Here is a 24,230-nt window from a genome sequence, read left to right as displayed (position 1 = left end):
CATGAGCAAGGAACTACCGTGGCTGGCGGATAACGCACAACTGGAACTGAAATATAAAAAAGGCAAAACACCACTCAGCCATCGTCGCTGGCCGGGAGAACAGGTGCCTGTTATCACTGAAAGCCTCATCCAGACACTGGGTGATGAACTTCTGCTACGTGGAGGCAGCAAAGAAAATATTAACTGGCAATATGAGCACTGTTCAGCTGAGTGGCACGCCCCCATCAGACAAGCAATCGCGCTGCTCGGCGAGCATAAGCCGTCAGTATCTCCCTTTACAATGGCGGCACTGATCTGTATCGCAAACAATGACAGTGAGCAGTTGCTGGATGAAATCGTCCAAAAAGAAGGGCTGGAATATACGACGGATGTAGTGATAGCCCGTCAGAGTATTGCGCAGGGCTACCGTACTGATCCATTAATAGTGCATTTAATGACGGTGACTGATGACCAGAGTTATGGCTATCGCTCAGAAACCTATAACGATTTCGATCTGCGACTGCGTAAACACCTTTCCCTGGCGGAAGAAAGCTGCTGGCAACGTTGCGCCGACAAACTCATTGCCGCACTGCCAGGAATACCCAAAGTTCGCCGTCCTTTTATTGCGCTGGTGTTGCCGGAAAAACCAGAAATTGCTAATGAACTCGTAAGTGTTGAAAGCCAGTGGACTCATTTTCATTCTAAGGAATGGTTAAAAGTCGTAGCGACTGACCCTAAAGCGATAACGAAACTTGAACGTTTCTGGGTCCTGGACATCTTTTGCGATCGCGAAGCCAGCTACATGTCGCATGAAAACCGCTTCGGCTACGCGGCCTGCGCCGCCCTTTTGCGCGAACAAGGATTGGCAGCCGTTCCGCGCCTCGCGATGTATGCGCATAAAGAAGATTGCGGCAGCTTGCTGGTGCAAATTAACCATCCGCAGGTCATCCGCACTTTGCTACTAGTTGCCGATAAAAATAAACCCAGCCTGCAACGTGTTGCTAAATTTAGTAAAAATTTCCCCCATGCAACACTCGCCGCACTGGCAGAACTGCTGGCGTTAAAAGAACCACCTGCGCGCCCTGGTTATCCAATCATCGAAGACAAAAAGCTGCCTGCACAGCAAAAAGCTCGAGATGAATACTGGCGTACGCTGTTACAAACGCTGATGGCATCGCTGCCACAACTGGCAGAAGACGTCATGCCATGGTTAAGTATTCAAGCCCGGACAGTGCTGAAGAGTTATTTATCGGCACAGCCCAAACCGGTTATTGATAGCACCGATAACAGCAATCTGCCTGAAATCCTCGTTTCACCACCGTGGCGTGGGAGGAAGAAAAAGACTTCCATAACTCACTTTTCGCTGCCTGATCTTACGCTTGCACCGCAAACGTACAGGTCGCCGAATAAACACTGGACGCCGGAGCAGCAAGCTGCAATTGACCATTTTAGCGCCATGTCTTTTGACGAACGTCTTGCTAACAGAGGGGCGGATACCTTCTTGCGGGAATTAGGTTTTGACGTTCATAGCCTGAAATTTAATAAGTGTCTTCTTAATGGACAGTTGGATGCCTTTGATGCTCAGCAACTGCAAGAATACACATCAATAGGACTATTGCGTACTTATCACGCGCATCAGGCCAAATCTAAACAGTACCGGGAAGAAGCCACCAAATCATTACTTGCACAAGATAGCATTGCATTGATGGGAGGGTGGCGAACTTTTCAGCACGGATTTTACTATGGTAATGAAAAGCGTTGGGGGATTTGGAATCTGTACCTTATCGCGCAGATGCCGCGCGAAATGGCGGTATCGTGCTGGCAACAAATTGTTGAGGCTGATTTTCATTACACCGGGGTGGAATATCTGTTAAGTGTGCTGGGTACCGATGCTTTGCCTGGATTAAACACCGCCTTTGCCCGACATCCAAAAGAGATATTTCCGCTGCTGATTTATTTCGGCGCAACAGAACTGGCGCTGCCCGTTGCCCGCGTCTGGCACCGTTTTGCGGGCCAGCGTAATCTGGCACGCCAGTGGATTTTACAATGGCCAGAGCATACGGCTACTGCACTCATCCCTCTTGTCTTCACCAAATCCAGCGACAACAGTGAAGCCGCATTACTTGCCCTGCGTTTACTTTACGAACAAGGATATGGCGAATTGCTGCAAACCGTGGCAAACCGCTGGCAGCGTACAGATGTATGGCCTGCCCTGGAGCAATTACTTAGACAGAGTCCAATAGAGATTTACCCGGCACGCATTCCAAAAGCTCCTGATTTCTGGCATCCGGCAATGTGGTCCAGGCCGCGACTTATCACGAATAATCAGCCTGTTACCGATGACGTTCTGGAAATTATCGGCGAAATGCTGCGCTTTACCCAGGGTGGACGTTTTTATAGCGGGCTGGAACAACTGAAAACGTTCTGCCAACCGCAAACGCTGGCCACTTTTGCCTGGGATCTCTTTACCGCGTGGCAACAAGCTGGCGCCCCCGCAAAAGACAACTGGGCATTTCTGGCGTTAAGTCTCTTTGGCGACGAAAGCACGGCACGTGATCTGACGACACAGATCCTCGCCTGGCCACAGGAAGGCAAATCTGCCCGTGCTGTCAGTGGTCTGAATATACTTACCCTGATGAATAATGATATGGCGCTGATACAGCTACATCATATATCACAACGGGCGAAATCCCGCCCCTTACGTGATAACGCGGCGGAATTCCTTCAGGTGGTCGCAGAAAATCGCGGGCTAAGCCAGGAAGAGTTAGCGGACAGATTAGTCCCATCACTGGGCCTTGATGATCCGCAGGCGTTGATTTTTGATTTTGGTCCCCGGCAGTTTACCGTTCGCTTCGATGAAAACCTCAACCCGGTTATCTACGATCAGCAAAACGTTCGCCAGAAAAGTGTTCCCCGGTTGCGCGCCGATGACGACCAACTAAAAGCATCCGATGCACTGGCCCGACTAAAAGGACTAAAAAAAGATGCCACTCAGGTGAGCAAAAACCTGCTCCCGCGTCTTGAAACGGCCCTACGCACCACCCGCCGCTGGTCGCTGGCAGATTTTCATTCTCTCTTTGTTAATCATCCCTTTACCCGCCTGGTTAGCCAGCGACTGATATGGGGCGTTTATCTGGCAAATGAACCGCGACGTTTACTCAACGCCTTTCGTGTGGCCGCAGAGGGGGAGTTCTGCAATGCGCAAGATGAGCCAATTGACCTGCCTGCCGATGCTCTGATTGGCATTGCCCACCCGTTAGAAATGACAGCAGAAATGCGCAGTGAATTTGCACAGCTTTTTGCCGATTACGAAATTATGCCGCCTTTTCGCCAGTTGGCGCGGCACACGGTACTGCTCACACCTGACGAGTCAGCCAGTAACAGCCTGACTCGCTGGGAAGGTAAATCCGCTACCGTTGGGCAACTTATGGGAATGCGATACAAAGGCTGGGAGTCAGGCTATGAGGACGCATTTGTCTATGACCTGGGCGCGTACCGGCTGGTCCTTAAGTTTTCACCCGGTTTTAACCACTACAGTGCTGATAGCAAAGCGCTGATGAGCTTCCATTCTCTTCGGGTGTACCGTGACAATAAATCCGTCACTTTTGCCGAACTCGATACGTTTGATTTAAGTGAGGCGTTAAGTACGCCAGATGTCATTTTCCACTGACACACAGCGGGCAGTGATGCAACTGCCCGTTATCAACACGACTTACCACCGGGAAAAGCGATGATCGTGCCAAAAGAGCTGGTCGCTATTTACGATTATGAGGTTCCTGTACCTGAAGATCCTTTTTCCTTCAGACTTGAGATCCATAAATGCTCTGAATTATTTACAGGTTTCGTCTATCGACTGGAACGATTCCGGCTACGTCCAACATTTAATGATGCCGACCCGCTAATAAATGATGCGTTGATTTATATAAGAGATGAGTGTATTGATGAGCGAAAATTACGAGGTGAATCACCAGAAACGGTAATAGCAATTTTTAATCGTGAACTACAAAATATATTCAACCGACAAATAGAAAAATATACTCTAAATAATTCAAGTTGCAGGAAGGCGATAAGCGAGTGAATCCCCAGGAGCTTACTAAAGTAAGTGACTGGAGTGAACGACAAATCCGCATGGAGCGGATTTGAACGCTACTTGTAGCGGCCCCGTAAGGGGTGAGGTCCATGGATGGGCCGAATAACCCGCAGTCGCAGCACATGCAACTTGAAGTATGACGAGTATAGCTTTATTAAAGGGGGAAACGGTATTCCCCCTTTAATGCGTTTCAATTTGCCCGTTACTTCAACAAATCAATCAACCGTAACAGAGCCACTAATAACTCCAGTACGGCAATGAGCACGGTTAACTTTTGTGTCAGCGTGTCCATCCGCTCTCCTTATTAAGGAGCGCAACACCAGTACCTTACCCTTACACTGCCTGTCGATACTGGTTTACGTATGTTGAGTCGCCATGTTGCACTCCGGATCAGGGCACCACCTGCGGCACCACCCGTCCGGTAGCCAGGACTTGAAATTGGTTCGATCCGGCGCAACTTCCCAACAGTCAGGATTATAAATCTCATTATCTTAATTGCAACACGGTCCAGAGGTGGTTATAATTCGTTCGTTGAGATGCCATGTTGCACTATCAGTAACTTAACATCAAAGTAGTAAATAAAAGAACCTGCCTCACCAGCAGGTTTTTTTATTTACTGTGATCTGCTTTCCAGATATTTTCCGCTCAAACAACTAATGCGCCAAACATTTATTGCGCGTAAAATATCGTTTATTTTCTTAATACATTTCAGGGATGAATATATGTCACCGCAGAATAATCACCTGCAGCGTCCGCCTGCTGCTGTGTTATACGCCGTTGAACTGGCAAAATTAAAGCAAAATGATAACGCACCTTGCCCGCCCGGTTGGCAGTTAAGTTTGCCTGCAGCCCGTGCTTTTATCCTTGGCGACGAAGCGCAAAATATTAGCCGTAAAGTCGTGATTAGTCCCTCCGCTGTCGAACGTATGTTAGTCACTCTTGCCACCGGACGCGGTTTGATGTTGGTGGGAGAACCCGGCACCGCAAAATCTCTCCTGTCTGAATTACTGGCAACCGCTATTAGCGGCGATGCCGGGTTAACCATCCAGGGCGGCGCATCTACCACCGAAGATCAAATCAAGTACGGCTGGAACTACGCCCTGCTTATCAACCATGGTCCGTCAACGGAAGCGCTGGTCCCTGCCCCGCTTTACCAGGGAATGCGCGACGGCAAAATTGTCCGTTTTGAAGAGATAACGCGTACACCGCTGGAAGTACAAGACTGTCTGTTAGGCATGCTTTCTGACAGGGTAATGACGGTGCCGGAACTCACTGGTGAAGCCAGTCAGCTCTATGCGCGAGAAGGCTTTAATATTATTGCCACTGCCAATACCCGCGATCGCGGCGTCAATGAAATGAGTGCCGCGCTAAAGCGTCGCTTCGATTTTGAAACGGTTTTTCCGATTATGGATTTCGCCCAGGAGCTGGAACTGGTCGCCAGTGCTTCGGCGCGTTTGCTGGTCCATAGCGGTATTCCGCATAAAGTGCCTGACGCGGTACTGGAGTTACTGGTACGCACCTTCCGCGATCTGCGTGCCAACGGCGAAAAGAAAACGTCAATGGATACACTAACAGCGATTATGTCCACCGCTGAAGCCGTGAACGTGGCCCACGCCGTGGGCGTCCGCGCCTGGTTTTTAGCGAATCGCGCAGGTGAGCCAGCCGATCTGGTGGACTGTATTGCCGGAACCATCGTCAAAGATAACGAAGAAGATCGCGCTCGTCTGCGCCGTTACTTCGAACAGCGTGTCGCCACACATAAAGAAGCTCACTGGCAGGCTTATTATCAAGCCCGCCACCGCCTGCCGTGAGGAAAGATGCATGAGCGAGCCGTTAATTGTCGGCATCCGGCATCATAGTCCGGCCTGCGCCCGGCTGGTGAAATCGTTAATCGAAAGCCAGCGCCCGAGATACGTGTTGATTGAAGGCCCGGCTGATTTTAATGACCGGGTAGACGAACTGTTTTTAGCCCACCAGCTTCCGGTAGCTATTTACAGTTATTGCCAGTATCAGGACGGTGCGGCCCCCGGGCGTGGTGCCTGGACGCCATTTGCTGAATTTTCGCCGGAGTGGCAGGCGCTACAAGCCGCACGTCGTATTCAGGCACAAACTTACTTCATTGATTTGCCTTGCTGGGCGCAAGGTGAAGAAGAGGACGATTCGCCTGATACGCAAGAGGAAAGCCAGACCTTGCTGCTGCGTGCCACCCGCATGGATAACAGCGACACCCTGTGGGATCACTTGTTCGAAGATGAAAGCCAGCAAACTGCATTACCCTCTGCACTGGCGCGCTATTTTGCCCAACTGCGGGGCGACTTCCCCGGCGATGCACTCAATCGTCAGCGCGAATCCTTTATGGCCCGCTGGATTGGATGGGCGATGCAGCAAAACAATGGCGACGTGTTAGTCGTCTGCGGCGGCTGGCACGCTCCTGCACTGGCAAAAATGTGGCGAGAATGCCCGCAGGAAATTAACAAGCCAGAATTGCCCTCGCTGGCAGATGCCGTTACAGGTTGTTATCTCACACCCTACAGTGAAAAGCGCCTTGATGTGCTGGCTGGATACCTTTCCGGTATGCCTGCCCCGGTCTGGCAAAACTGGTGCTGGCAGTGTGGCTTACAGCAGGCGGGAGAACAACTGCTAAAAACGGTTCTGACCCGTTTGCGCCAGCACAACTTGCCTGCTTCGACCGCTGATATGGCTGCCGCTCATCTGCATGCGATGGCACTGGCACAGTTGCGTGGTCATACACTACCGTTACGCACTGACTGGCTGGATGCTATAGCAGGATCGCTGATTAAAGAAGCCTTGAACGCGCCGTTGCCGTGGAGCTATCGCGGAGTTATTCATCCCGATACCGATCCGATTCTGGTTACGTTGATAGACACATTAGCGGGTGACGGATTCGGTAAACTTGCCCCCTCCACGCCACAACCGCCTCTGCCAAAAGATGTCACCTGCGAACTGGAACGTACCGCAATCTCTCTTCCGACTGAGCTTACCTTAAATCGCTTTACCTCCGATGGGCTGGCACAAAGTCAGGTGTTACATCGGCTGGCAATACTCGAGATTCCCGGCATTGTGCGCCAGCACGGAAGTACGCTGACGCTCGCAGGCAATGGTGAAGAACAGTGGAAATTAACCCGCCCGCTTAGCCAACATGCGGCATTGATTGAGGCCGCCTGTTTTGGTGCCACACTCCAGGAAGCCGCACGCAATAAATTAGAAGCCAATATGCTGGACGCGGGCGGAATCGGCAGTATCACCACATGTCTTAGCCAGGCGGCGTTAGCGGGTCTGGCGTCCTTCAGTCAACAATTACTGGAGCAACTCACATTATTAATCGCCCAGGAAAATCAATTTGCCGAAATGGGCCAGGCGCTGGAAGTGCTATATGCCTTATGGCGGTTAGATGAAATCAGCGGTATGCAAGGCGCGCAGATATTACAAACGACGTTATGCGCGGCTATCGATCGCACGCTGTGGCTGTGTGAATCTAACGGAAGACCGGATGAAAAGGAGTTTCACGCTCACCTGCATAGCTGGCAAGCGTTGTGTCATATCCTGCGCGATCTACATAGCGGTGTGCAACTCCCCGGCGTTTCTCTTTCTGCGGCGGTGACCTTACTGGAGCGCCGCAGTCAGGCGATTCATGCCCCGGCACTGGATCGCGGTGCGGCTCTTGGCGCACTGATGCGTCTGGAACATCCCAACGCCAGTGCCGAAGCGGCGCTGACGATGCTGACGCAGTTATCCCCGGCACAATCCGGCGAGGTGCTGCACGGTTTGCTGGCGCTGGCCCGCCATCAACTGGCCTGTCAGCCTGCATTTATCGCCGGTTTCAGCAGTCATTTAAATCAACTAAGTGACGCCGATTTTATCAACGCCCTGCCCGATTTACGCGCGGCGATGGCCTGGCTGCCGCCACGAGAACGCGGGACGCTGGCGCATCAGGTGCTTGAGCATTATCAACTGGCGCAACTTCCCGTCTCGGCGCTGCAAATGCCGTTGCATTGCCCACCGCAAGCCATTGCACATCATCAACAACTCGAACAGCAGGCACTGGCATCGCTGCAACACTGGGGAGTTTTCCATGTCTGAACAGAACGATCTTCTGACCACCCGTGAGCTACAACGCTGGCGATTGATTCTTGGCGAAGCGGCAGAAACGACGCTTTGTGGACTGGATGACAACGCCCGACAAATAGACCACGCGCTGGAGTGGCTGTACGGGCGCGATCCTGAACGGATCCAGCGTGGTGAACGTTCCGGCGGATTAGGTGGCTCAAATCTCACCACGCCTGAGTGGATCAACAGTATTCACACGCTGTTTCCGCAACAGGTAATTGAGCGGCTGGAAAGCGATGCCGTGCTGCGCTACGGCATTGAAGATGTGGTGACGAATCTCGACGTGCTGGAACGTATGCAGCCTTCTGAAAGCCTGCTACGCGCCGTTTTGCACACCAAACATCTGATGAATCCTGAAGTGCTGGTTGCCGCCCGCCGGATAGTGCGCCAGGTTGTTGAAGAAATTATGGCGCGACTGGCAAAGGAAGTTCGTCAGGCTTTTTCTGGTGTCCGCGATCGCCGTCGCCGTTCATTTATTCCACTGGCGCGTAATTTCGATTTCAAAAGTACTCTGCGCGCCAACCTGCAACACTGGCACCCACAACACGGCAAGTTGTATATCGAATCCCCCCGCTTTAACAGCCGTATTAAGCGCCACAGTGAACAATGGCAACTGGTCTTACTGGTCGATCAAAGCGGATCGATGGTCGATTCGGTGATCCACTCTGCGGTGATGGCGGCCTGTTTATGGCAGTTACCCGGCATTCGTACCCATCTGGTCGCTTTTGACACCAGCGTGGTTGATCTCACCGCCGACGTTGCCGATCCGGTAGAGTTATTAATGAAAGTACAATTAGGCGGCGGGACCAATATCGCCAGTGCCGTGGAGTATGGTCGGCAACTTATTGAACAACCAGCAAAAAGCGTCATTATCCTCGTGAGCGATTTTTATGAAGGGGGTTCATCATCATTGCTGACGCATCAGGTGAAAAAGTGTGTCCAGAGCGGCATCAAAGTGCTGGGACTGGCAGCGCTCGATAGCGCCGCAACACCTTGCTATGACCGCGATATGGCCCAGGCGCTGGTTAATGTCGGCGCACAAATAGCCGCGATGACGCCGGGCGAGCTGGCGACCTGGCTGGCGGAGAATCTTCAATCATGAATTCACTACGCCCGGAATTATTAGAACTGACACCACAGGCACTGACGGCGTTAAGCAATGCCGGTTTTGTTAAGCGCAGCCTTAAGGAACTGGAAAATGGCAATGTTCCAGAAATCAGTCATGAGAACGGCGCTTTAATCGCCACCTTCAGTGACGGTGTCCGTACCCAGCTGACGAACGGTCAGGCACTGAAAGAGGCTCAGTGCACCTGCGGGGCCAGCGGCATGTGCCGCCATCGCGTGATGCTGGTGTTAAGTTATCAACGACTTTGCGCTACCGCCCAGCCCACGGAAAAAGAAGAAGAGTGGGATCCAGCAATCTGGCTGGGAGAGCTGGCAACCCTACCCGATGCCACCCGTAAACGCGCACAGGCGCTGGTCGCTAAAGGCATCACCATTGAGTTGTTCTGTTCGCCAGGGGAGATTCCCTCTGCTCGCTTACCAATGAGTGACGTACGTTTTTATTCCCGCAGTAGTATTCGCTTCGCACGCTGTGATTGCATTGAAGGAACACTTTGCGAACATGTCGTACTGGCGGTACAGGCCTTTGTCCAGGCCAAAGCGCAGCAAACAGAATTTACCCATTTGATCTGGCAGATGCGCAGCGAGCAAGTTGCCGCGAATGATGACCCATTTGCCAGCAACGAGGGCAACGCGTGTCGTCAATATGTTCAGCAATTAAGCCAGGCATTATGGCTTGGCGGTATCAGCCAGCCGCTCATCCATTACGAGGCAGCATTCAACCGCGCATTGCAGGCGGCAGAGACCTGCAACTGGCGCTGGGTGAGTGAATCAATACGACAGCTACGGGCAAGCGTTGATGCCTTCCACGCCCGCGCCAGCCACTACCACGCCGGAGAATGCTTGCGTCAGCTGGTGGCGTTAACCAGTCGCTTGAACAGTGCACAAGAAATGGCACGCCGCGACAGTGTTGGTGAAATTCCTCCCATGCCGTGGCGCACGGTGGTTGGCGCAGGCATTGCCGGAGAAGCAAAGCTTGATCATCTGCGGCTGGTGTCGCTAGGTATGCGTTGCTGGCAGGATATTGAGCAGTATGGTTTACGCATCTGGTTCACCGATCCCGACACCGGCAGTATTTTGCACCTTTCGCGCAGTTGGCCGAGAAGCGAACAGGAAAACTCACCGGCAGCCACACGTCGGCTGTTTAGTTTTCAGGCTGGCGCACTGGCAGGTGGGCAAATTGTTTCACAAGCCGCGCGTCGCAGTGCCGAAGGCGAGCTGCTGTTAGCTACTCGCAACCGCTTAAGCAGTGTTGTCCCACTGTCGCCTGATGCCTGGCAAATGCTGGGGGCGCCGTTGCGCCAGCCCGGCATTGAAGCTTTGCGGGAATACTTACACCTGCGCCCGCCAGTCTGCGTCCGGCCGCTTAATCAGGTGGATAATTTATTTATTCTGCCGGTGGCGGAGTGTATTTCGCTGGGATGGGACAGCAGCCGCCAGACGCTGGATGCGCAGGTGATTAGCGGCGAAGGTGAAAATAATGTGCTGACGTTATCGCTGCCAGCCTCTGCCTGTGCCCCCTTTGCGGTTGAACGCATGGCGGCGCTTTTGCAGCAGACGGATGATCCCGTGAATCTGGTTTCTGGGTTTGTCCGTTTTGTCGACGGGCAGTTAACGCTGGAGCCGCGGGTAATGATGACGCTAACCCGCGCCTGGGCGCTGGACGCTGAAACTGCGCCTGTTGCAGCACTACCTTCTGCCAACGTTCTTCCTGCGCCATCCACCGCGCATCAGTTGCTGATGCGCTGCCAGACATTGCTCATTCAACTGCTACATAACGGTTGGCACTATCAGGAACAAAGCGCTATTGGTCAGGCCGAATTGCTGGCGAATGAACTTTCCGCAGTGGGTTTTTATCGGCTGGCGCATGTGTTGGCACAATTGCGTAACCCGGAATGCGATTCAAGGGTAGAAGCATTGAATAACTGTGTTTTACTTTGCGAGCAGTTATTACTGATGCTTGAGTAACAAGGAGGGAAAGATGCTTTTTATTAAGAGTTCTACTCCATTTCCGGACTGCTCAAAACAAGGTATAAAGCATATTCTATAGCGCCCTGGTGAGAGTCACCAGTTTCCTGATTTTGATAAAATGGAGTTTTACATGAAGGCTTTCAACAAGCTGTTTTCCCTCGTTGTTGCATCTGTTCTGGTTTTCTCTCTCGCAGGCTGCGGTGACAAAGAAGAATCTAAGAAATTTAGCGCTAACCTGAACGGTACTGAAATTGCCATTACTTATGTCTACAAAGGCGACAAAGTGATTAAGCAATCTTCAGAAACCAAAATTCAGTTTGCAACCATTGGTGCAACCACCAAAGAAGATGCAGCTAATAAACTTGAGCCATTAAGCGCCAAATACAAAAACATTCCGGGCGTTGAAGAAAAATTAACCTATACCGATACTTACGCGCAGGAAAATGTAAATATCGATATGGAAAAAGTTGATCTGAAAGCCCTGCAGGGCATTTCCGGTATCAAGATGGGTGATGAAGATACCAGCAAAGGTGTCAGCATGAAGCAGATTGAACTGGTCATGGCTGCTGCTGGTTTTAAAGAAGTGAAATAATCTGTCGGCGGCCATGTTCTTGCATGGCCGCCATGCCCGTCTTAGCTTTTCTTCACATGCTGGCGCGCTGCCAGCCCACGCAGAAAATAACGCAAGAATTGATCACCGCATTCGCGGAAGTTTTTATGATCCGGTGCACGCATCATCGCAGTAATTTCCGGCATCGAAACACGGAACTGCTGTTCGGTCAGGATCGCCAGAATGTCATCGGTTTTAAGCGAAAACGCGATGCGTAATTTTTTCAGCACGATGTTGTTATTAATGCGACGTTCCGGCTCCAGTGCCGGAGCAGACTCATCCTTGCCGCGTTTTTCGTAAATCAAACCATTCAGGAATGAAGACAAAACAATGTCCGGACAACGCTGAAAACCCTCTTCGTCTTCTTTACGTAGCCAGACGGCGATCTGTTCCGCGGTGGCTTCAACATTAGCCAGCGCCAGGATACGCACCAGATCATTATTGTTGGCTTTCAAAATGTAGCGCACGCTGCGCAGAATATCGTTACTTAGCATGAGGCCTTCGGGTGTTAATGAGGCAAAAAGCCATTTTAGCAGTCTTTTACAGGCCAATCGCCTCTTTTAAACTTTTCAGATAACGGCGGCTGACAGGGACGGTTAATCCATTACGCAAAATCAACTCAGCCTGACCGTTATCTTCCAGGCGAATCTCCTGTAAATGCGCGAGGTTAACCAGATACTGTCGATGGCAGCGCAGTAGCGGTGTGCGGCTCTCCAGCGTGCGCAAAGTTAATTCTGTGAAGCCCTCTTTCCCTTCCTGGCTGATAACGTAAACACCGCTCATTCGACTACTAACAAACGCCACGTCTTTCATTTGCAGCAAATAAATACGACTATGACCGGTACAAGGGATAAATTTCAGCGCCTGCTGATTTTCCGGTAACAGTGAAACATCCTGCTTGCTGCGCTCCTGTCGCAAACGCACCAGTGTTTTCTCCAGCCGCGCTTCATCAATCGGCTTCAATAGATAATCAAAGGCATGTTCTTCAAAGGCTTTAATAGCGTATTCGTCAAACGCGGTGAGAAAAACGATATATGGGCGATGTTCCGGGTCGAGCATCCCCACCATTTCCAGACCGCTGATACGCGGCATCTGGATATCGAGAAACAGCACATCCGGGCGCAGTTTATGCACCGCGCCGATCCCTTCTACGGCGTTTGAACACTCGCCAACAATTTCAATATCACTCTGTTCCTGCAAAAATACGCGCAGATTCTCCCGTGCTAACGGTTCATCATCGACAATTAAGACTTTAATCATGCCTCATCCCTCCATGGCAGTCGTAACGTTATTCGGGTGTAACTATCAGGCTCACAGGCGACGCTTATCCCATAGTCATCGCCAAACCGCTCACGTAAACGCTTATCCACCAGATTCATCCCCAGCCCGCTGGCATTGGTTGCCGGTTGATACAAACCGGCATTGTCTTCGATCTCCAGCATTAAATGTTGCCCCTCACGTCGGGCGCTAATTGCCACTCTCCCCGTATCCAGGAGTTGTGATGTCCCATGTTTGATGGCGTTTTCCACTATCGGTTGTAGGGTAAACGCGGGCAATTGCTGCTGAGATAACGGCTCCGGAATAGAAATATTGACCTGCAACCGCGACTGGAAACGCGCCTTTTCAATTTGCAGATAAGCATTCACATGTTCAATTTCGTCGGCGAGAGTAACAAACTCCGAAGGCCGCTTTAAGTTTTTGCGGAAAAAAGTGGAAAGATACTGCACCAGCTGACTGGCCTGTTCGCTGTCACGGCGGATCACGGCTTTGATGGTGTTAAGCGCATTAAACAAAAAATGGGGATTGACCTGGGCGTGAAGCAGTTTGATCTCTGACTGGGTGAGCATCGCTTTTTGCCGCTCATACTGCCCGGCGAGGATCTGCGCCGAAAGCAGTTGTGCAATCCCCTCACCCAGCGTGCGGTTGATCGAGCTGAACAGCCGATTTTTAGCTTCATACAATTTGATGGTACCCATCACCCGCTGATTTTCACCACGCAGAGGGATCACCAGCGTTGAGCCTAACTTGCACTGCGGATGCAAAGAGCAACGGTAGGGCACTTCGTTGCCATCGGCGTAAACCACTTCTCCGGTTTCAATGGCTTTTAAGGTATAAGCCGAAGAAATCGGTTTGCCGGGTAAATGATGGTCGTCGCCAATACCAGTAAAAGCCAACAGTTTCTCGCGATCGGTAATCGCTACCGCGCCAATATCCAGCTCCTGATACAGCACCTGGGCCACCTTCATGCTGTTCACTTCGTTAAAGCCCTGGCGCAAAATGCCTTCCGTCGAGGCCGCAACTTTCAGCGCGGTAGCGGAAAAAGCCGAGGTGTATTTTTCAAACATCGCGCGCTTATCGAGCAAAATGCGCATAAACAGCGCCGCGCCCACGGTGTTGGTTACCATCATCGGCGCAGCGATATTACTCACCAGACGCACCGCATCTTCATAAGGTCGGGCAATCGCCAGGATGATCAGCATTTGCACCATTTCCGCGACGAACGTGACGGCACCAGCGGTAATGGGGTTAAAGACTTTATCGGTACGCCCGCGGCGGATCAGGATGCTATGTACCAGCCCGCCGAGCAATCCTTCGACGATCGTCGAGATCATGCAACTCAGCGCGGTCATGCCCCCCATCGAATATCGATGTAGACCGCCGGTCAGACCAACCAGTCCGCCCACTACCGGACCACCGAGTAAGCCGCCCATCACCGCGCCAATCGCTCGCGTATTAGCAATCGAGTCGTCGATGTGTAACCCGAACCAGGTGCCCATGATGCAGAAGATGGAAAAGACGATATAGCAGAGAAATTTGTGCGGCAGACGAACTGTGACCTGCATTAACGGTATGAATAATGGCGTTTTACTCATCAACCACGCAATGACCAGAAAAACGCACATCTGCTGAAGCAGCAGCAACACCAGATTAAAATCGTACATACCCGCAAACCACACGTCCCTTTAAAACGCGTAACATACATTGCTCGCGTTTAACTTTCTTTGAACTGTTGCAGAAAAATGAAAAATCGTGAGTACGATCACTCAAAACAACCTGGCAAAAACAAAATCATCCTAATCGAGATCAAAAAACGGCCAAAACTACCTGGTTCATAAAAGAACGTCTACAGTTATGCTGGGACCTCGCAAGCAAGGGTGGGACGATGGCGCTTTACACGATTGGTGAAGTGGCGTTGCTTTGTGATATCAACCCTGTCACGTTACGCGCGTGGCAGAGGCGTTATGGGCTGTTAAAACCGCAGCGCACAGACGGCGGTCATCGCCTGTTCAACGATGCCGATATCGACCGGATCCGGGAGATCAAACGCTGGATCGACAACGGTGTGCAGGTCAGCAAAGTTAAAATGCTACTCAGTAATGAGAATGTTGATGTGCAGAACGGCTGGCGCGATCAGCAAGAAACTCTGCTTAGTTACCTGCAAAGTGGCAACCTGCAAAGTCTGCGAATGTGGATCAAAGAGCGTGGTCAGGATTATCCCGCCCAGACGCTCACCACACATCTGTTCATTCCTCTGCGCCGACGGCTTCAGTGCCAACAACCGACTCTCCAGGCACTGCTGGCGATTCTGGACGGCGTACTGATCAACTACATCGCCATTTGCCTGGCTTCGGCACGTAAAAAACAGGGCAAAGATGCGCTGGTGGTTGGCTGGAATATTCAGGATACCACTCGTCTGTGGCTGGAGGGCTGGATTGCCAGTCAACAAGGATGGCGCATTGATGTCCTCGCCCACTCGCTCAATCAACTACGCCCTGAACTGTTCGAAGGCCGTACATTGCTGGTGTGGTGCGGCGAAAATCGAACCTCCGCCCAACAGCAGCAACTCACCAGTTGGCAGGAACAAGGGCATGATATTTTCTCACTCGGCATTTAATGATTCGTTAACAAATGCGCTTTACTGTACAATCCTTTCGTTAACATAAGGAGTGCATTATGCGCATAGCTAAAATTGGGGTTATCACCCTGTTCCTGTTTATGGCGTTAGGCGGTATCGGTGGCGTAATGCTCGCAGGTTATACCTTTATTTTGCGTGCTGGCTAAGCGCCTGCACCAGCCGTTCAAACAGGCGGTCTACGATGATCGCCGCCAGTGCCACCAGTAACGCCCCCTGAATCACATAAGCGGTATTAAATCCGCTAAGCCCGATGATGATGGGCGTACCCAGCGTACTGGCCCCAACCGTTGAGGCGATCGTCGCCGTGCCAATGTTGATAATTACTGAAGTCCGCACGCCCGCCAGAATCACCGGCGCTGCCAGCGGTAACTCGACTTTGCGCAGTCGCTGACTACGGCTCATTCCCATGCCTTTGGCAACTTCGGTCACGCTGGCATCAATCGCTCCCAGCCCGGCAAGTGTCGCCTGCAAGATGGGGAGCACGCCGTAAAGGATCAGCGCGATAATCGCCGGTTGCTGACCAAAGCCGATTACCGGAACGGCAATCGCCAGCACCGCGACGGGCGGAAAAGTCTGCCCAACGGCGGCAATAGTTTCCACCATCGGGCGAAATTCCGCGCCCCACGGGCGAGTGACAGCAATTCCAGCACCAGTGCCAATGATCACCGCAAATAAACTCGAAATTCCCACCAACCAGAAATGGGCCAGCGCCAGGGCTGCAAAGCTTTCTTGCTGATAAACGGGCCTCGGCAGTTGCGGAAATAAAGCACCGAACAGCGGCTGGCTGTAAGGCAGCCAGAAGATCAGCGCCACAAACAGAGCAATGAGCCAGAACAGCGGATCGCGCAATATCTTCATTCGATTACGCCTCCACCAGCAGATCCTGAAAATGCAGCGTGCCGCAAGGCTGGCCCTGCGTGTTGACCACCGGCAGCACTTCGCATCCCCGCGCAACAAACAGGGAGAGCGCATCGCGTAGCGTCATCTCTTCTGCCAGCGCCTCACCTTCAGCCCGTTCTTCGCGGCGCACGTAATCCGCTACGCTACGCAATGACAACAGACGCACACCCAGTTCGCTGCGCCCAAAAAACTGGCGGACAAAATCGTTTGCCGGACGAGTCAGCATCGCCAGCGGATTGCCCTGCTGCACCACTTCACCGTGATCCATTAACACCAGATGTTCTGCCAGCCGTAGTGCTTCATCAATATCATGAGTGACCAGCACAATGGTGCGCCCCAGCAAACGGTGAATGCGCCTCATCTCTTGTTGCAACGCGCCGCGCGTTACCGGGTCCAGCGCGCCAAAGGGTTCATCCATCAGTAAGACTTGCGGATCGGCAGCCAACGCGCGCGCCACCCCCACACGTTGCTGTTGACCGCCGGAAAGCTGGTGCGGATAACGCTCACGCAAATTCGGTTCCAGCCCCAGTAACGCCATTAGTTCGTCGATACGATCGTCAATCCGCGCCCGCGACCATTTTTGTAATTGCGGCACGGTGGCGATGTTTTGCGCCACGCTCCAGTGGGGAAACAGGCCAATAGATTGAATGGCATAGCCCATCCGGCGGCGCAGCTCCAGCACTGGCAGCGAGCGAATTTCTTCTCCGGCAAAGCGGATCACTCCGCTGTCATGCTCCACCAGGCGGTTAATCATTTTCAGGGTGGTGGATTTACCGGAGCCAGATGTACCGATCAGCACCGAAAAACTCCCTTCCTGAAAATTGAGATTGAGATCGTTAACGGCTTTTTGTGCGCCGAACAGTTTGCTGACATGGCTAAATTCAATCATTACGTTTCACCTTCAGCAGTGCGATAAGCAAATCGAACAGCGCGTCGATCAGCACCGCCAGAACAATTACCGGGATCACCCCCAGCAACACTAAATCAATGGCACTGCTTAGCAGCCCCTGGAAAACCAACGCCCCAAAGCCACCCGCACCAATTAACGCCGCAATCACCGCCATACCGACGGTCTGCACCATCACCACCCGCAGGCTGCGCAGAAATACTGGCAGCGCCAGCGGTAACTGGACATGCAGGAAACGCTGCGCCCCGCTCATACCCATCGCTGTGGCGCTCTCCAGCACATCACGCGGGATCTGGTTCAAGCCGACTACCACGCCGCGCACCAGAGGCAGCAAAGCATAGAGCACCAGCGCTATCAGCGCTGGCGTCATGCCTGTTCCTGCCACACCAAGCGTACCCAGCAACGGAAAGGCAGTAACCAGCGCGGCAAGCGGCGCAATCAACAGGCCAAAAAGCGCCACCGAAGGCACGGTCTGAATGACATTGAGCAGAGAAAAAATCGCCCCCTGCCGCGCAGTGGAAAAGTAGCACCAGACGCCCAGCGGCACGCCAATCACTAACGCAGGCAGCACCGCACCAAACAGCAGGGTCAGATGTTGCGCCAGCGCGTCATCGAACACATCCTGACGGTTGGCGTATTCTTTCATTAACGAGAGATCGTTAAGCGTGCCGGAGTACAGCAACCACAGCGGAATAATGGCAATCTGCATATGCAACAACCAGCGCCACAGCGGATGCGTGGAAATTCGGCGGATGGCATCGCTACAGGCCAGCAGTACCAGCGCCGCAGCCAGCCAGAAACCACTGCCGAGGCTGGTACGCGCCAGCGCACTGCCATTTTGCGCCAGTTGTGTCGCCGCCTTTCCAGCTCCCCACACCAGCAATACGAAGACGAATTGCGCCAGAATGAGTGCAAAAATGCTGCCTTTTCTACCGGGAATAAAACAGGCAGTCAGCCAGGCGCAACCAACGCCCACCAGCATCCAGATCGTTTGTGGCCACAGTTGCCAGAGATAACGTCCCTCACCAGAGACTAACCTGTTAGGTGCATAGCTGATAAACGGCAGCGCCGCTGCGATTGCCGTCAGCAACAGCAGCAGCGCCAGAACAGGATTAATACGTAGATAAGACACGGGAAATTACTTCGTCCACCCTTTTTGTTTCAGATAGTCGGCAGCCACTTTTTTGGCATCCAGTCCTTCCACAGCAATGCTGGCATTCAGTTTTTGTAACGTTTTTTCATCGAGGCTGGCGAAGACTGGCTGTAGCCACTGTGCCATTTGCGGATACTCTTTCAACACCGACTCACGCACCACTGGTGCAGGCGCGTAGATCGGTTGAACACCCTGCGGATCGCTTAAGGTTTGCAGCCCCAGCGCCGCGACCGGGCCGTCAGTGCCGTAAGCCATCGCCGCATTAACGCCAGAGGTTTGCTGGGCAGCGGCTTTGATCGTCACCGCCGTGTCGCCACCGGCCAGTGACAGCAACTGATCCTGATCGAGTTTAAAGCCATAGGCTTTTTCAAAAGCGGGTAACGCATCGGCGCGTTCGATAAACTCTGCCGAGGCTGCCAGTTTGAAGGTGCCGCCCTCTTTCAGATAACGGCTCAGGTCGGCAAGCGAAGTGAGTTTGTTTTTCTCTGCCACATCCTGGCGCACGGCGATGGTCCAGGTGTTATTCGCAGGTGCGGGCGTCAGCCAGATTAACTTGTTTTGCTCCGCATCGAGCTTTTTGACTTTCTCGTAGCCCTGCCCGGCATTTTTCCACGCTGCATCGTTTTCATCTTTAAAGAAGAAAGCACCATTGCCGGTATATTCCGGATAGATATCCAGTTCGCCGGAAGTAATTGCCCCGCGCACCACGGGTGTTGTTCCCAACTGGACTTTATTCACCGTCGGTACGCCGTGGCTTTCGAGTACCTGCAAGATGATGTTGCCGAGTAGTGCGCCTTCAGTATCGATTTTCGAACCGACTTTAACGGGGGAAGCCGCCTGTAGCGGCAGGCTCACAGCTGCCAACATAACCAGTGAACCCGCCCAGAGCTTTGAGAGTGGCATGATGCTTTCCTCATTCTTTTACTGTTGTTTTCAGCGAATTAAGAGAAAAGCATAGTTGATAATGGCGGGGTTAGCCTGAGCGGAAGGATTCAGTTGCAGAATCAGATAAATACTTAAAGGGCATATCTTGCCGGATGCGGCGCTACAAAGGGTGAAAATTAAACAAGTTGCAAACACACCCTGTAGGCCTGATAAGCGCAGCGCATCAGGCAAAGGGCGCAAATTTCGCGCCCTTACTAAAGCATTACAGCAACTCAAACTCGCCTTTCTTAACGCGTGCGGAATCAGTGCCGATAAAGACATTGAACTTACCAGGCTCGGCATCATACTTCATCTGCTGATTCCAGAACTTCAGCGCCTCAATATCGATTGGGAAGCTGACGGTCTGAGTTTCGCCCGGTTTCAGGGTGATTTTCTCAAAACCTTTCAGCTGCTTCACCGGACGACTCATGGAAGCCGTTACATCCTGCAGGTACATCTGAATCACCGTTGCCCCTTCGCGCTTACCGGTGTTCGTCACCTGCACGCTGGCGGTCACTTTACCGTCACGCTTCATGGTCGGCGCAGAAAGTTTCACATCAGAGACGGTAAAAGTGGTGTAGCTCAGACCATAGCCGAACGGATAAAGCGCCCCGTTAGCTTCATCAAAATAGCGCGAAGTGTATTTGTTCGGCTTGTCGGCATTATACGGACGACCGGTATTCAGATGGCTGTAGTAAACCGGGATCTGCCCGACAGAACGCGGGAAGGACATCGGCAGCTTACCGGACGGGTTGTAATCACCAAACAACACATCGGCAATCGCATTACCCCCTTCCGTACCCGCAAACCAGGTTTCCAGAATCGCGTCGGCCTGCTGATCTTCTTTCACCAACGCCAGCGGGCGACCGTTCATCAGCACCAGCACCAGCGGTTTTCCGGTGGCTTTCAGCGCCGCAATCAAATCGCGCTGGCTTTGCGGAATAGTGATATCGGTCCGGCTGGAGGCTTCGTGCGCCATCCCTTGGGCTTCACCGACCACAGCCACTACCACATCAGATTGTTTCGCCGTCTGCACCGCTTCATCAATCATCTCTTGCGGCGAGCGCGGATCGACTTTGACTGCTTCTTCATACTGATTCAGGAAATCGATAATACCTTTGTCACTGGTGACGTTCGCCCCTTTGGCATACAGCACCTTGCCGTTTTCCCCGACGGCATTTTTAATCCCGGTCAGTACAGTCACGGATTGATCGGCAACACCAGCTGCGGACCAGCTGCCCATCACGTCACGTTTGCTGTCCGCCAGTGGACCAACCACCGCAATGGTTGCCGACTTTTTCAGCGGCAGGGTTTCAAGGCGGTTTTTCAGCAACACCAGGCTTTCGCGCGCTACTTCACGTGCTTCTTTGCGGTGCAGGCGGCTTTCGGCATTGGTATCAACCGGGTCAGACTCTTTCGGACCAAGATGGCTGTATGGGTCGTTAAATAACCCCATATCATATTTAACGTTCAGTACATGGCGGGCAGCGTCGTCCAGCTCTTCCATGGTCACTTTGCCAGACTTGATCAAACCAGGCAGATACTTCGAGTAATACTCGTCACTCATGCTCATGTTGATCCCGGACTTAAGCGCCACGCGCACCGCATCTTCCGGGTCTGCCGCCGTGCCATGTTTAATCAGCTCTTTGATTGCACCGTGATCGGAAACCGTGATGCCTTTAAAACCCCACTGGTCGCGCAGAACATCTTTCAGCAGCCAGGAATCAGAAGTTGCAGGCGTGCCGTTGAGTGAGTTCAGCGCCACCATCACCGCGCCGCTGCCTGCGTCCAGCCCCGCTTTGTACGGCGGCATATAGTCATTAAACAGGCGCTGCGGGCTCATATCGACGGTGTTGTATTCTTTACCGCCTTCAACCGCACCGTAAGCAGCAAAGTGTTTGACGCTGGTCATCACCGAGTAGCGATCTGCCGGGCTTTTACCCTGCATCGCTTCAACCATGGTTTTACCCATAATTGAGGTGAGATAGGTATCTTCACCAAAACCTTCGGAAGCGCGACCCCAGCGAGGATCGCGCGAGACATCGACCATCGGCGCCCAGGTCATGTTCAGGCCATCGTCCGCCGCTTCATAAGCTGAAACGCGCCCGACGGTTTTCACTGCGTCGAGGTTAAAAGAGGACGCCAGACCGAGGCTAATCGGGAAAACTGTGCGCTGACCGTGCAGCACGTCGTAGGCAAAGAAGAGAGGAATTTTCAGGCGGCTCAGTTCCATCACTTGATCCTGCATGGCGCGGATATCCTGACGGGTTACGGTATTAAAAATCGCTCCAACCTGCCCGTCTTTGATCATCTCGCGGATCGCCTCTTTCGGGTTATCCGGGCCGACGCTGATTAGGCGCAGCTGACCAATTTTCTCATCAACCGTCATTTTCTTGAGCAGCTCGGTGACGAACGCATCCCGCGCTTCGGGCGTTAATGGATGGTTGCCAAATAAATCATCCGCCAGTGCTGGCTGTAGGGCCAGACTCACCGCGATACCTACTGAACATAGCCATTTCATGTGGATTATTCTTCCTCTGTTGCCCGACGTGGCAGCGAAAATGGTGCAAAAGCGGTAGTTTGCCATAACCCTGATGGAGAGAGAAAAAGAAAGCTCAGTTTATTGTCTGAATTTTCAAAATATTCACTCGCTGAATTGTCATACAAGGCGCTATTCTAGTTTGTGATGTTTTTTCGCCACCACAAGGAGTGGAAAATGTCTTCCATGACAACAACTGATAATAAAACCTTTTTGAATGAACTTGCCCGTCTGGTCGGTTCTTCATACCTGCTCACCGATCCCGCAAAAACGGCCCGCTATCGCAAGGGCTTCCGCTCCGGTCAGGGTGACGCGCTGGCCGTTGTTCTTCCAGGCTCGCTACTGGAATTGTGGCGAGTACTGAAAGCCTGCGTCACCGCCGACAAAATTATTCTGATGCAGGCCGCCAATACGGGTCTGACCGAAGGCTCGACACCAAATGGTAACGATTATGATCGCGATATCGTGATCATCAGCACCCTGCGCCTCGACAAGCTGCATGTTCTCGGTAAGGGCGAACAGGTGCTGGCGTATCCTGGCACTACGCTCTATTCGCTGGAAAAAGCCCTCAAACCATTAGGCCGTGAACCGCACTCGGTGATTGGTTCGTCGTGTATAGGCGCATCGGTCATCGGCGGTATCTGTAACAACTCCGGCGGCTCACTGGTGCAGCGTGGTCCGGCGTATACCGAAATGTCGTTGTTTGCACGCATTGATGAAAACGGCAAACTGACGCTGGTCAACCATCTGGGGATTGATCTGGGCGAAACGCCGGAGCAGATCCTCAGCAGGCTGGATGACGATCGCATCAAAGAGGATGATGTGCACCACGATGGTCGCCACGCCCACGATTATGACTATGTTCATCGCGTGCGTGATATCGAAGCCGACACACCTGCACGTTATAACGCCGATCCGGATCGCCTGTTTGAATCCTCCGGTTGCGCCGGAAAACTGGCCGTCTTCGCCGTGCGTCTCGACACCTTTGAAGCGGAAAAAAATCAGCAGGTGTTTTATATCGGCACCAACCAGCCGGACGTGCTGACCGAAATCCGCCGCCATATTCTGGCTAATTTCGAAAATCTGCCGGTTGCCGGGGAATACATGCACCGGGATATCTACGATATCGCGGAAAAATACGGCAAAGACACCTTCCTGATGATCGACAAACTAGGCACCGACAAGATGCCGTTATTCTTTAATCTCAAGGGACGTACTGATGCGATGCTGGAGAAGGTGAAGTTCTTCCGCCCACACTTTACCGATCTCGCAATGCAGAAATTCAGTCATTTGTTCCCCAGTCATTTGCCACCGCGCATGAAAAGCTGGCGCGATAAATATGAACATCATCTGCTGTTAAAAATGGCGGGGGATGGCGTGGGCGAAGCAAAATCCTGGCTGGTAGATTTTTTCAAACAGGCCGAAGGCGATTTCTTTGTCTGTACGCCGGAGGAAGGCAGTAAAGCGTTTTTACACCGTTTCGCGGCGGCAGGCGCAGCGATACGTTATCAGGCCGTGCATTCCGATGAAGTCGAAGACATTCTGGCGCTGGATATCGCTCTGCGGCGTAATGACACCGAGTGGTATGAACATCTGCCGCCAGAAATCGACAGCCAGCTGGTGCATAAGCTCTATTACGGGCATTTTATGTGCTACGTCTTCCACCAGGATTACATCGTTAAGAAAGGCGTGGATGTGCATGCGCTGAAGGAACAGATGCTGGAATTGTTACGCCAGCGCGGCGCGCAATATCCTGCCGAGCATAACGTCGGTCATTTGTATAAAGCACCGGAGACGCTGCAAAAGTTTTATCGTGAAAACGATCCGACTAACAGTATGAATCCAGGGATCGGTAAAACCAGTAAGCGGAAAAACTGGCAAGAAGTGGAGTAAATACGGCTGGATGCCTGATACACAAGCACCGTATCAGGCATGGGCATCGAATGCCGGATGCGGCGTGAACGCCTTCTCCGGCCTACGGGCAAGCAAAC

Annotated in this window: 18 protein-coding genes; 10 read left to right on the top strand and 8 right to left on the bottom strand. The window is 52.4% G+C overall.

Annotated elements, in window-relative coordinates; genetic code table 11:
- Position 1 precedes the first annotated feature (1 nt).
- The 7 genes from AACS80_RS13120 to AACS80_RS13085 all read left to right on the top strand — a co-directional run bounded on the left by AACS80_RS13120 (position 2) and on the right by AACS80_RS13085 (position 11,882).
- Positions 2–3,649 (top strand): DUF4132 domain-containing protein, encoded by a 3,648-nt coding sequence (locus tag AACS80_RS13120; protein WP_135410159.1) that lies wholly within the window; start codon positions 2–4, stop codon positions 3,647–3,649.
- Between the two features lie 60 nt (positions 3,650–3,709).
- The gene (locus AACS80_RS13115) at positions 3,710–4,057 is read left to right on the top strand and encodes a hypothetical protein (protein ID WP_135407329.1); all 348 of its coding nucleotides are present in this window, start codon (positions 3,710–3,712) and stop codon (positions 4,055–4,057) included.
- 734 nt (positions 4,058–4,791) lie between these two features.
- Positions 4,792–5,880, top strand: coding sequence for an ATP-binding protein (locus AACS80_RS13105; RefSeq protein WP_135410160.1), 1,089 nt, complete (start codon positions 4,792–4,794; stop codon positions 5,878–5,880).
- 10 nt (positions 5,881–5,890) lie between these two features.
- On the top strand, positions 5,891–8,170 hold the full coding sequence (locus AACS80_RS13100) for a DUF5682 family protein (protein ID WP_135410161.1): 2,280 nt from the start codon (positions 5,891–5,893) through the stop codon (positions 8,168–8,170).
- The gene (locus tag AACS80_RS13095; RefSeq protein WP_135410162.1) at positions 8,163–9,299 is read left to right on the top strand and encodes a vWA domain-containing protein; all 1,137 of its coding nucleotides are present in this window, start codon (positions 8,163–8,165) and stop codon (positions 9,297–9,299) included. Before AACS80_RS13100 ends, AACS80_RS13095 begins: the two co-directional genes overlap by 8 nt.
- On the top strand, positions 9,296–11,287 hold the full coding sequence (locus AACS80_RS13090) for an SWIM zinc finger family protein (protein ID WP_135410163.1): 1,992 nt from the start codon (positions 9,296–9,298) through the stop codon (positions 11,285–11,287). Before AACS80_RS13095 ends, AACS80_RS13090 begins: the two co-directional genes overlap by 4 nt.
- A gap of 133 nt (positions 11,288–11,420) precedes the next feature.
- Positions 11,421–11,882 carry a YehR family lipoprotein gene (locus AACS80_RS13085; protein WP_135491628.1) on the top strand — a complete coding sequence of 154 codons (462 nt, stop codon included), beginning with the start codon at positions 11,421–11,423 and terminating at the stop codon, positions 11,880–11,882.
- 41 nt (positions 11,883–11,923) lie between these two features.
- Here AACS80_RS13085 and AACS80_RS13080 read toward each other — a convergent pair whose 3' ends face one another.
- From AACS80_RS13080 to btsS, 3 genes are read right to left on the bottom strand one after another with little or no spacing between them, the layout of a single operon-like run.
- Positions 11,924–12,394 (bottom strand): YehS family protein, encoded by a 471-nt coding sequence (locus AACS80_RS13080; RefSeq protein WP_130257535.1) that lies wholly within the window; start codon positions 12,392–12,394, stop codon positions 11,924–11,926.
- 46 nt (positions 12,395–12,440) lie between these two features.
- Entirely contained in the window at positions 12,441–13,160 is a 720-nt protein-coding gene (gene btsR, locus AACS80_RS13075; protein WP_130207024.1) for a two-component system response regulator BtsR, read from the bottom strand.
- Positions 13,157–14,842, bottom strand: coding sequence for a two-component regulatory system sensor histidine kinase BtsS (btsS, locus tag AACS80_RS13070; protein ID WP_135410164.1), 1,686 nt, complete (start codon positions 14,840–14,842; stop codon positions 13,157–13,159). The genes btsR and btsS overlap by 4 nt, the downstream gene beginning before the upstream one ends.
- A 221-nt stretch (positions 14,843–15,063) precedes the next feature.
- On the opposite strand from btsS, the gene mlrA reads away from it, so the two are divergent.
- Both mlrA and AACS80_RS13060 read left to right on the top strand, forming a co-directional pair.
- Positions 15,064–15,795: an HTH-type transcriptional regulator MlrA gene (gene mlrA, locus AACS80_RS13065; RefSeq protein WP_130207028.1), complete on the top strand. Its 732-nt coding sequence runs from the start codon at positions 15,064–15,066 to the stop codon at positions 15,793–15,795.
- Positions 15,796–15,854: 59 nt separating this feature from the next.
- Positions 15,855–15,962 (top strand): protein YohO, encoded by a 108-nt coding sequence (locus AACS80_RS13060; protein ID WP_064526871.1) that lies wholly within the window; start codon positions 15,855–15,857, stop codon positions 15,960–15,962.
- Here AACS80_RS13060 and yehW read toward each other — a convergent pair.
- The 5 genes from yehW to bglX all read right to left on the bottom strand — a co-directional run bounded on the left by yehW (position 15,943) and on the right by bglX (position 22,221).
- On the bottom strand, positions 15,943–16,674 hold the full coding sequence (gene yehW, locus AACS80_RS13055) for a glycine betaine ABC transporter permease YehW (RefSeq protein WP_135410165.1): 732 nt from the start codon (positions 16,672–16,674) through the stop codon (positions 15,943–15,945). The two genes, AACS80_RS13060 and yehW, sit on opposite strands and share 20 nt — an antisense overlap.
- 4 nt (positions 16,675–16,678) lie before the next feature.
- Positions 16,679–17,605, bottom strand: coding sequence for a glycine betaine ABC transporter ATP binding protein YehX (yehX, locus tag AACS80_RS13050; RefSeq protein ID WP_135410166.1), 927 nt, complete (start codon positions 17,603–17,605; stop codon positions 16,679–16,681).
- Positions 17,598–18,755, bottom strand: coding sequence for a glycine betaine ABC transporter permease YehY (gene yehY / locus AACS80_RS13045; RefSeq protein ID WP_135410167.1), 1,158 nt, complete (start codon positions 18,753–18,755; stop codon positions 17,598–17,600). Before yehY ends, yehX begins: the two co-directional genes overlap by 8 nt.
- Before the next feature lie 6 nt (positions 18,756–18,761).
- Positions 18,762–19,679 (bottom strand): glycine betaine ABC transporter substrate-binding protein OsmF, encoded by a 918-nt coding sequence (osmF, locus tag AACS80_RS13040; protein ID WP_130207036.1) that lies wholly within the window; start codon positions 19,677–19,679, stop codon positions 18,762–18,764.
- A 244-nt stretch (positions 19,680–19,923) separates the two neighbouring features.
- The gene (gene bglX, locus AACS80_RS13035; protein WP_130207038.1) at positions 19,924–22,221 is read right to left on the bottom strand and encodes a beta-glucosidase BglX; all 2,298 of its coding nucleotides are present in this window, start codon (positions 22,219–22,221) and stop codon (positions 19,924–19,926) included.
- A gap of 195 nt (positions 22,222–22,416) precedes the next feature.
- On the opposite strand from bglX, the gene dld reads away from it, so the two are divergent.
- Positions 22,417–24,132, top strand: coding sequence for a D-lactate dehydrogenase (gene dld / locus AACS80_RS13030; protein WP_131162578.1), 1,716 nt, complete (start codon positions 22,417–22,419; stop codon positions 24,130–24,132).
- Positions 24,133–24,230: the final 98 nt, after the last annotated feature.

This window comes from Escherichia sp. E4385 (assembly GCF_963883145.1).
GTDB lineage: Bacteria > Pseudomonadota > Gammaproteobacteria > Enterobacterales > Enterobacteriaceae > Escherichia.
Note: the sequence above shows the minus strand (reverse complement) of the source record. Positions and strands in the feature narration are given on the sequence as shown.

Bases quoted from the DNA above. Each gene is read 5' to 3' on its own strand.
- AACS80_RS13080 (WP_130257535.1), bottom strand. From the start codon at position 12,394: ATGCTAAGTAACGATATTCTGCGCAGCGTGCGCTACATTTTGAAAGCC.
- AACS80_RS13120 (WP_135410159.1), top strand. From the start codon at position 2: ATGAGCAAGGAACTACCGTGGCTGGCGGATAACGCACAACTGGAACTG.
- AACS80_RS13115 (WP_135407329.1), top strand. From the start codon at position 3,710: ATGATCGTGCCAAAAGAGCTGGTCGCTATTTACGATTATGAGGTTCCT.
- bglX (WP_130207038.1), bottom strand. From the start codon at position 22,221: ATGAAATGGCTATGTTCAGTAGGTATCGCGGTGAGTCTGGCCCTACAG.
- AACS80_RS13090 (WP_135410163.1), top strand. From the start codon at position 9,296: ATGAATTCACTACGCCCGGAATTATTAGAACTGACACCACAGGCACTG.
- AACS80_RS13085 (WP_135491628.1), top strand. From the start codon at position 11,421: ATGAAGGCTTTCAACAAGCTGTTTTCCCTCGTTGTTGCATCTGTTCTG.
- osmF (WP_130207036.1), bottom strand. From the start codon at position 19,679: ATGCCACTCTCAAAGCTCTGGGCGGGTTCACTGGTTATGTTGGCAGCT.
- mlrA (WP_130207028.1), top strand. From the start codon at position 15,064: ATGGCGCTTTACACGATTGGTGAAGTGGCGTTGCTTTGTGATATCAAC.
- btsS (WP_135410164.1), bottom strand. From the start codon at position 14,842: ATGTACGATTTTAATCTGGTGTTGCTGCTGCTTCAGCAGATGTGCGTT.
- AACS80_RS13105 (WP_135410160.1), top strand. From the start codon at position 4,792: ATGTCACCGCAGAATAATCACCTGCAGCGTCCGCCTGCTGCTGTGTTA.
- yehW (WP_135410165.1), bottom strand. From the start codon at position 16,674: ATGAAGATATTGCGCGATCCGCTGTTCTGGCTCATTGCTCTGTTTGTG.
- AACS80_RS13060 (WP_064526871.1), top strand. From the start codon at position 15,855: ATGCGCATAGCTAAAATTGGGGTTATCACCCTGTTCCTGTTTATGGCG.
- btsR (WP_130207024.1), bottom strand. From the start codon at position 13,160: ATGATTAAAGTCTTAATTGTCGATGATGAACCGTTAGCACGGGAGAAT.
- dld (WP_131162578.1), top strand. From the start codon at position 22,417: ATGTCTTCCATGACAACAACTGATAATAAAACCTTTTTGAATGAACTT.
- AACS80_RS13100 (WP_135410161.1), top strand. From the start codon at position 5,891: ATGAGCGAGCCGTTAATTGTCGGCATCCGGCATCATAGTCCGGCCTGC.
- yehX (WP_135410166.1), bottom strand. From the start codon at position 17,605: ATGATTGAATTTAGCCATGTCAGCAAACTGTTCGGCGCACAAAAAGCC.
- AACS80_RS13095 (WP_135410162.1), top strand. From the start codon at position 8,163: ATGTCTGAACAGAACGATCTTCTGACCACCCGTGAGCTACAACGCTGG.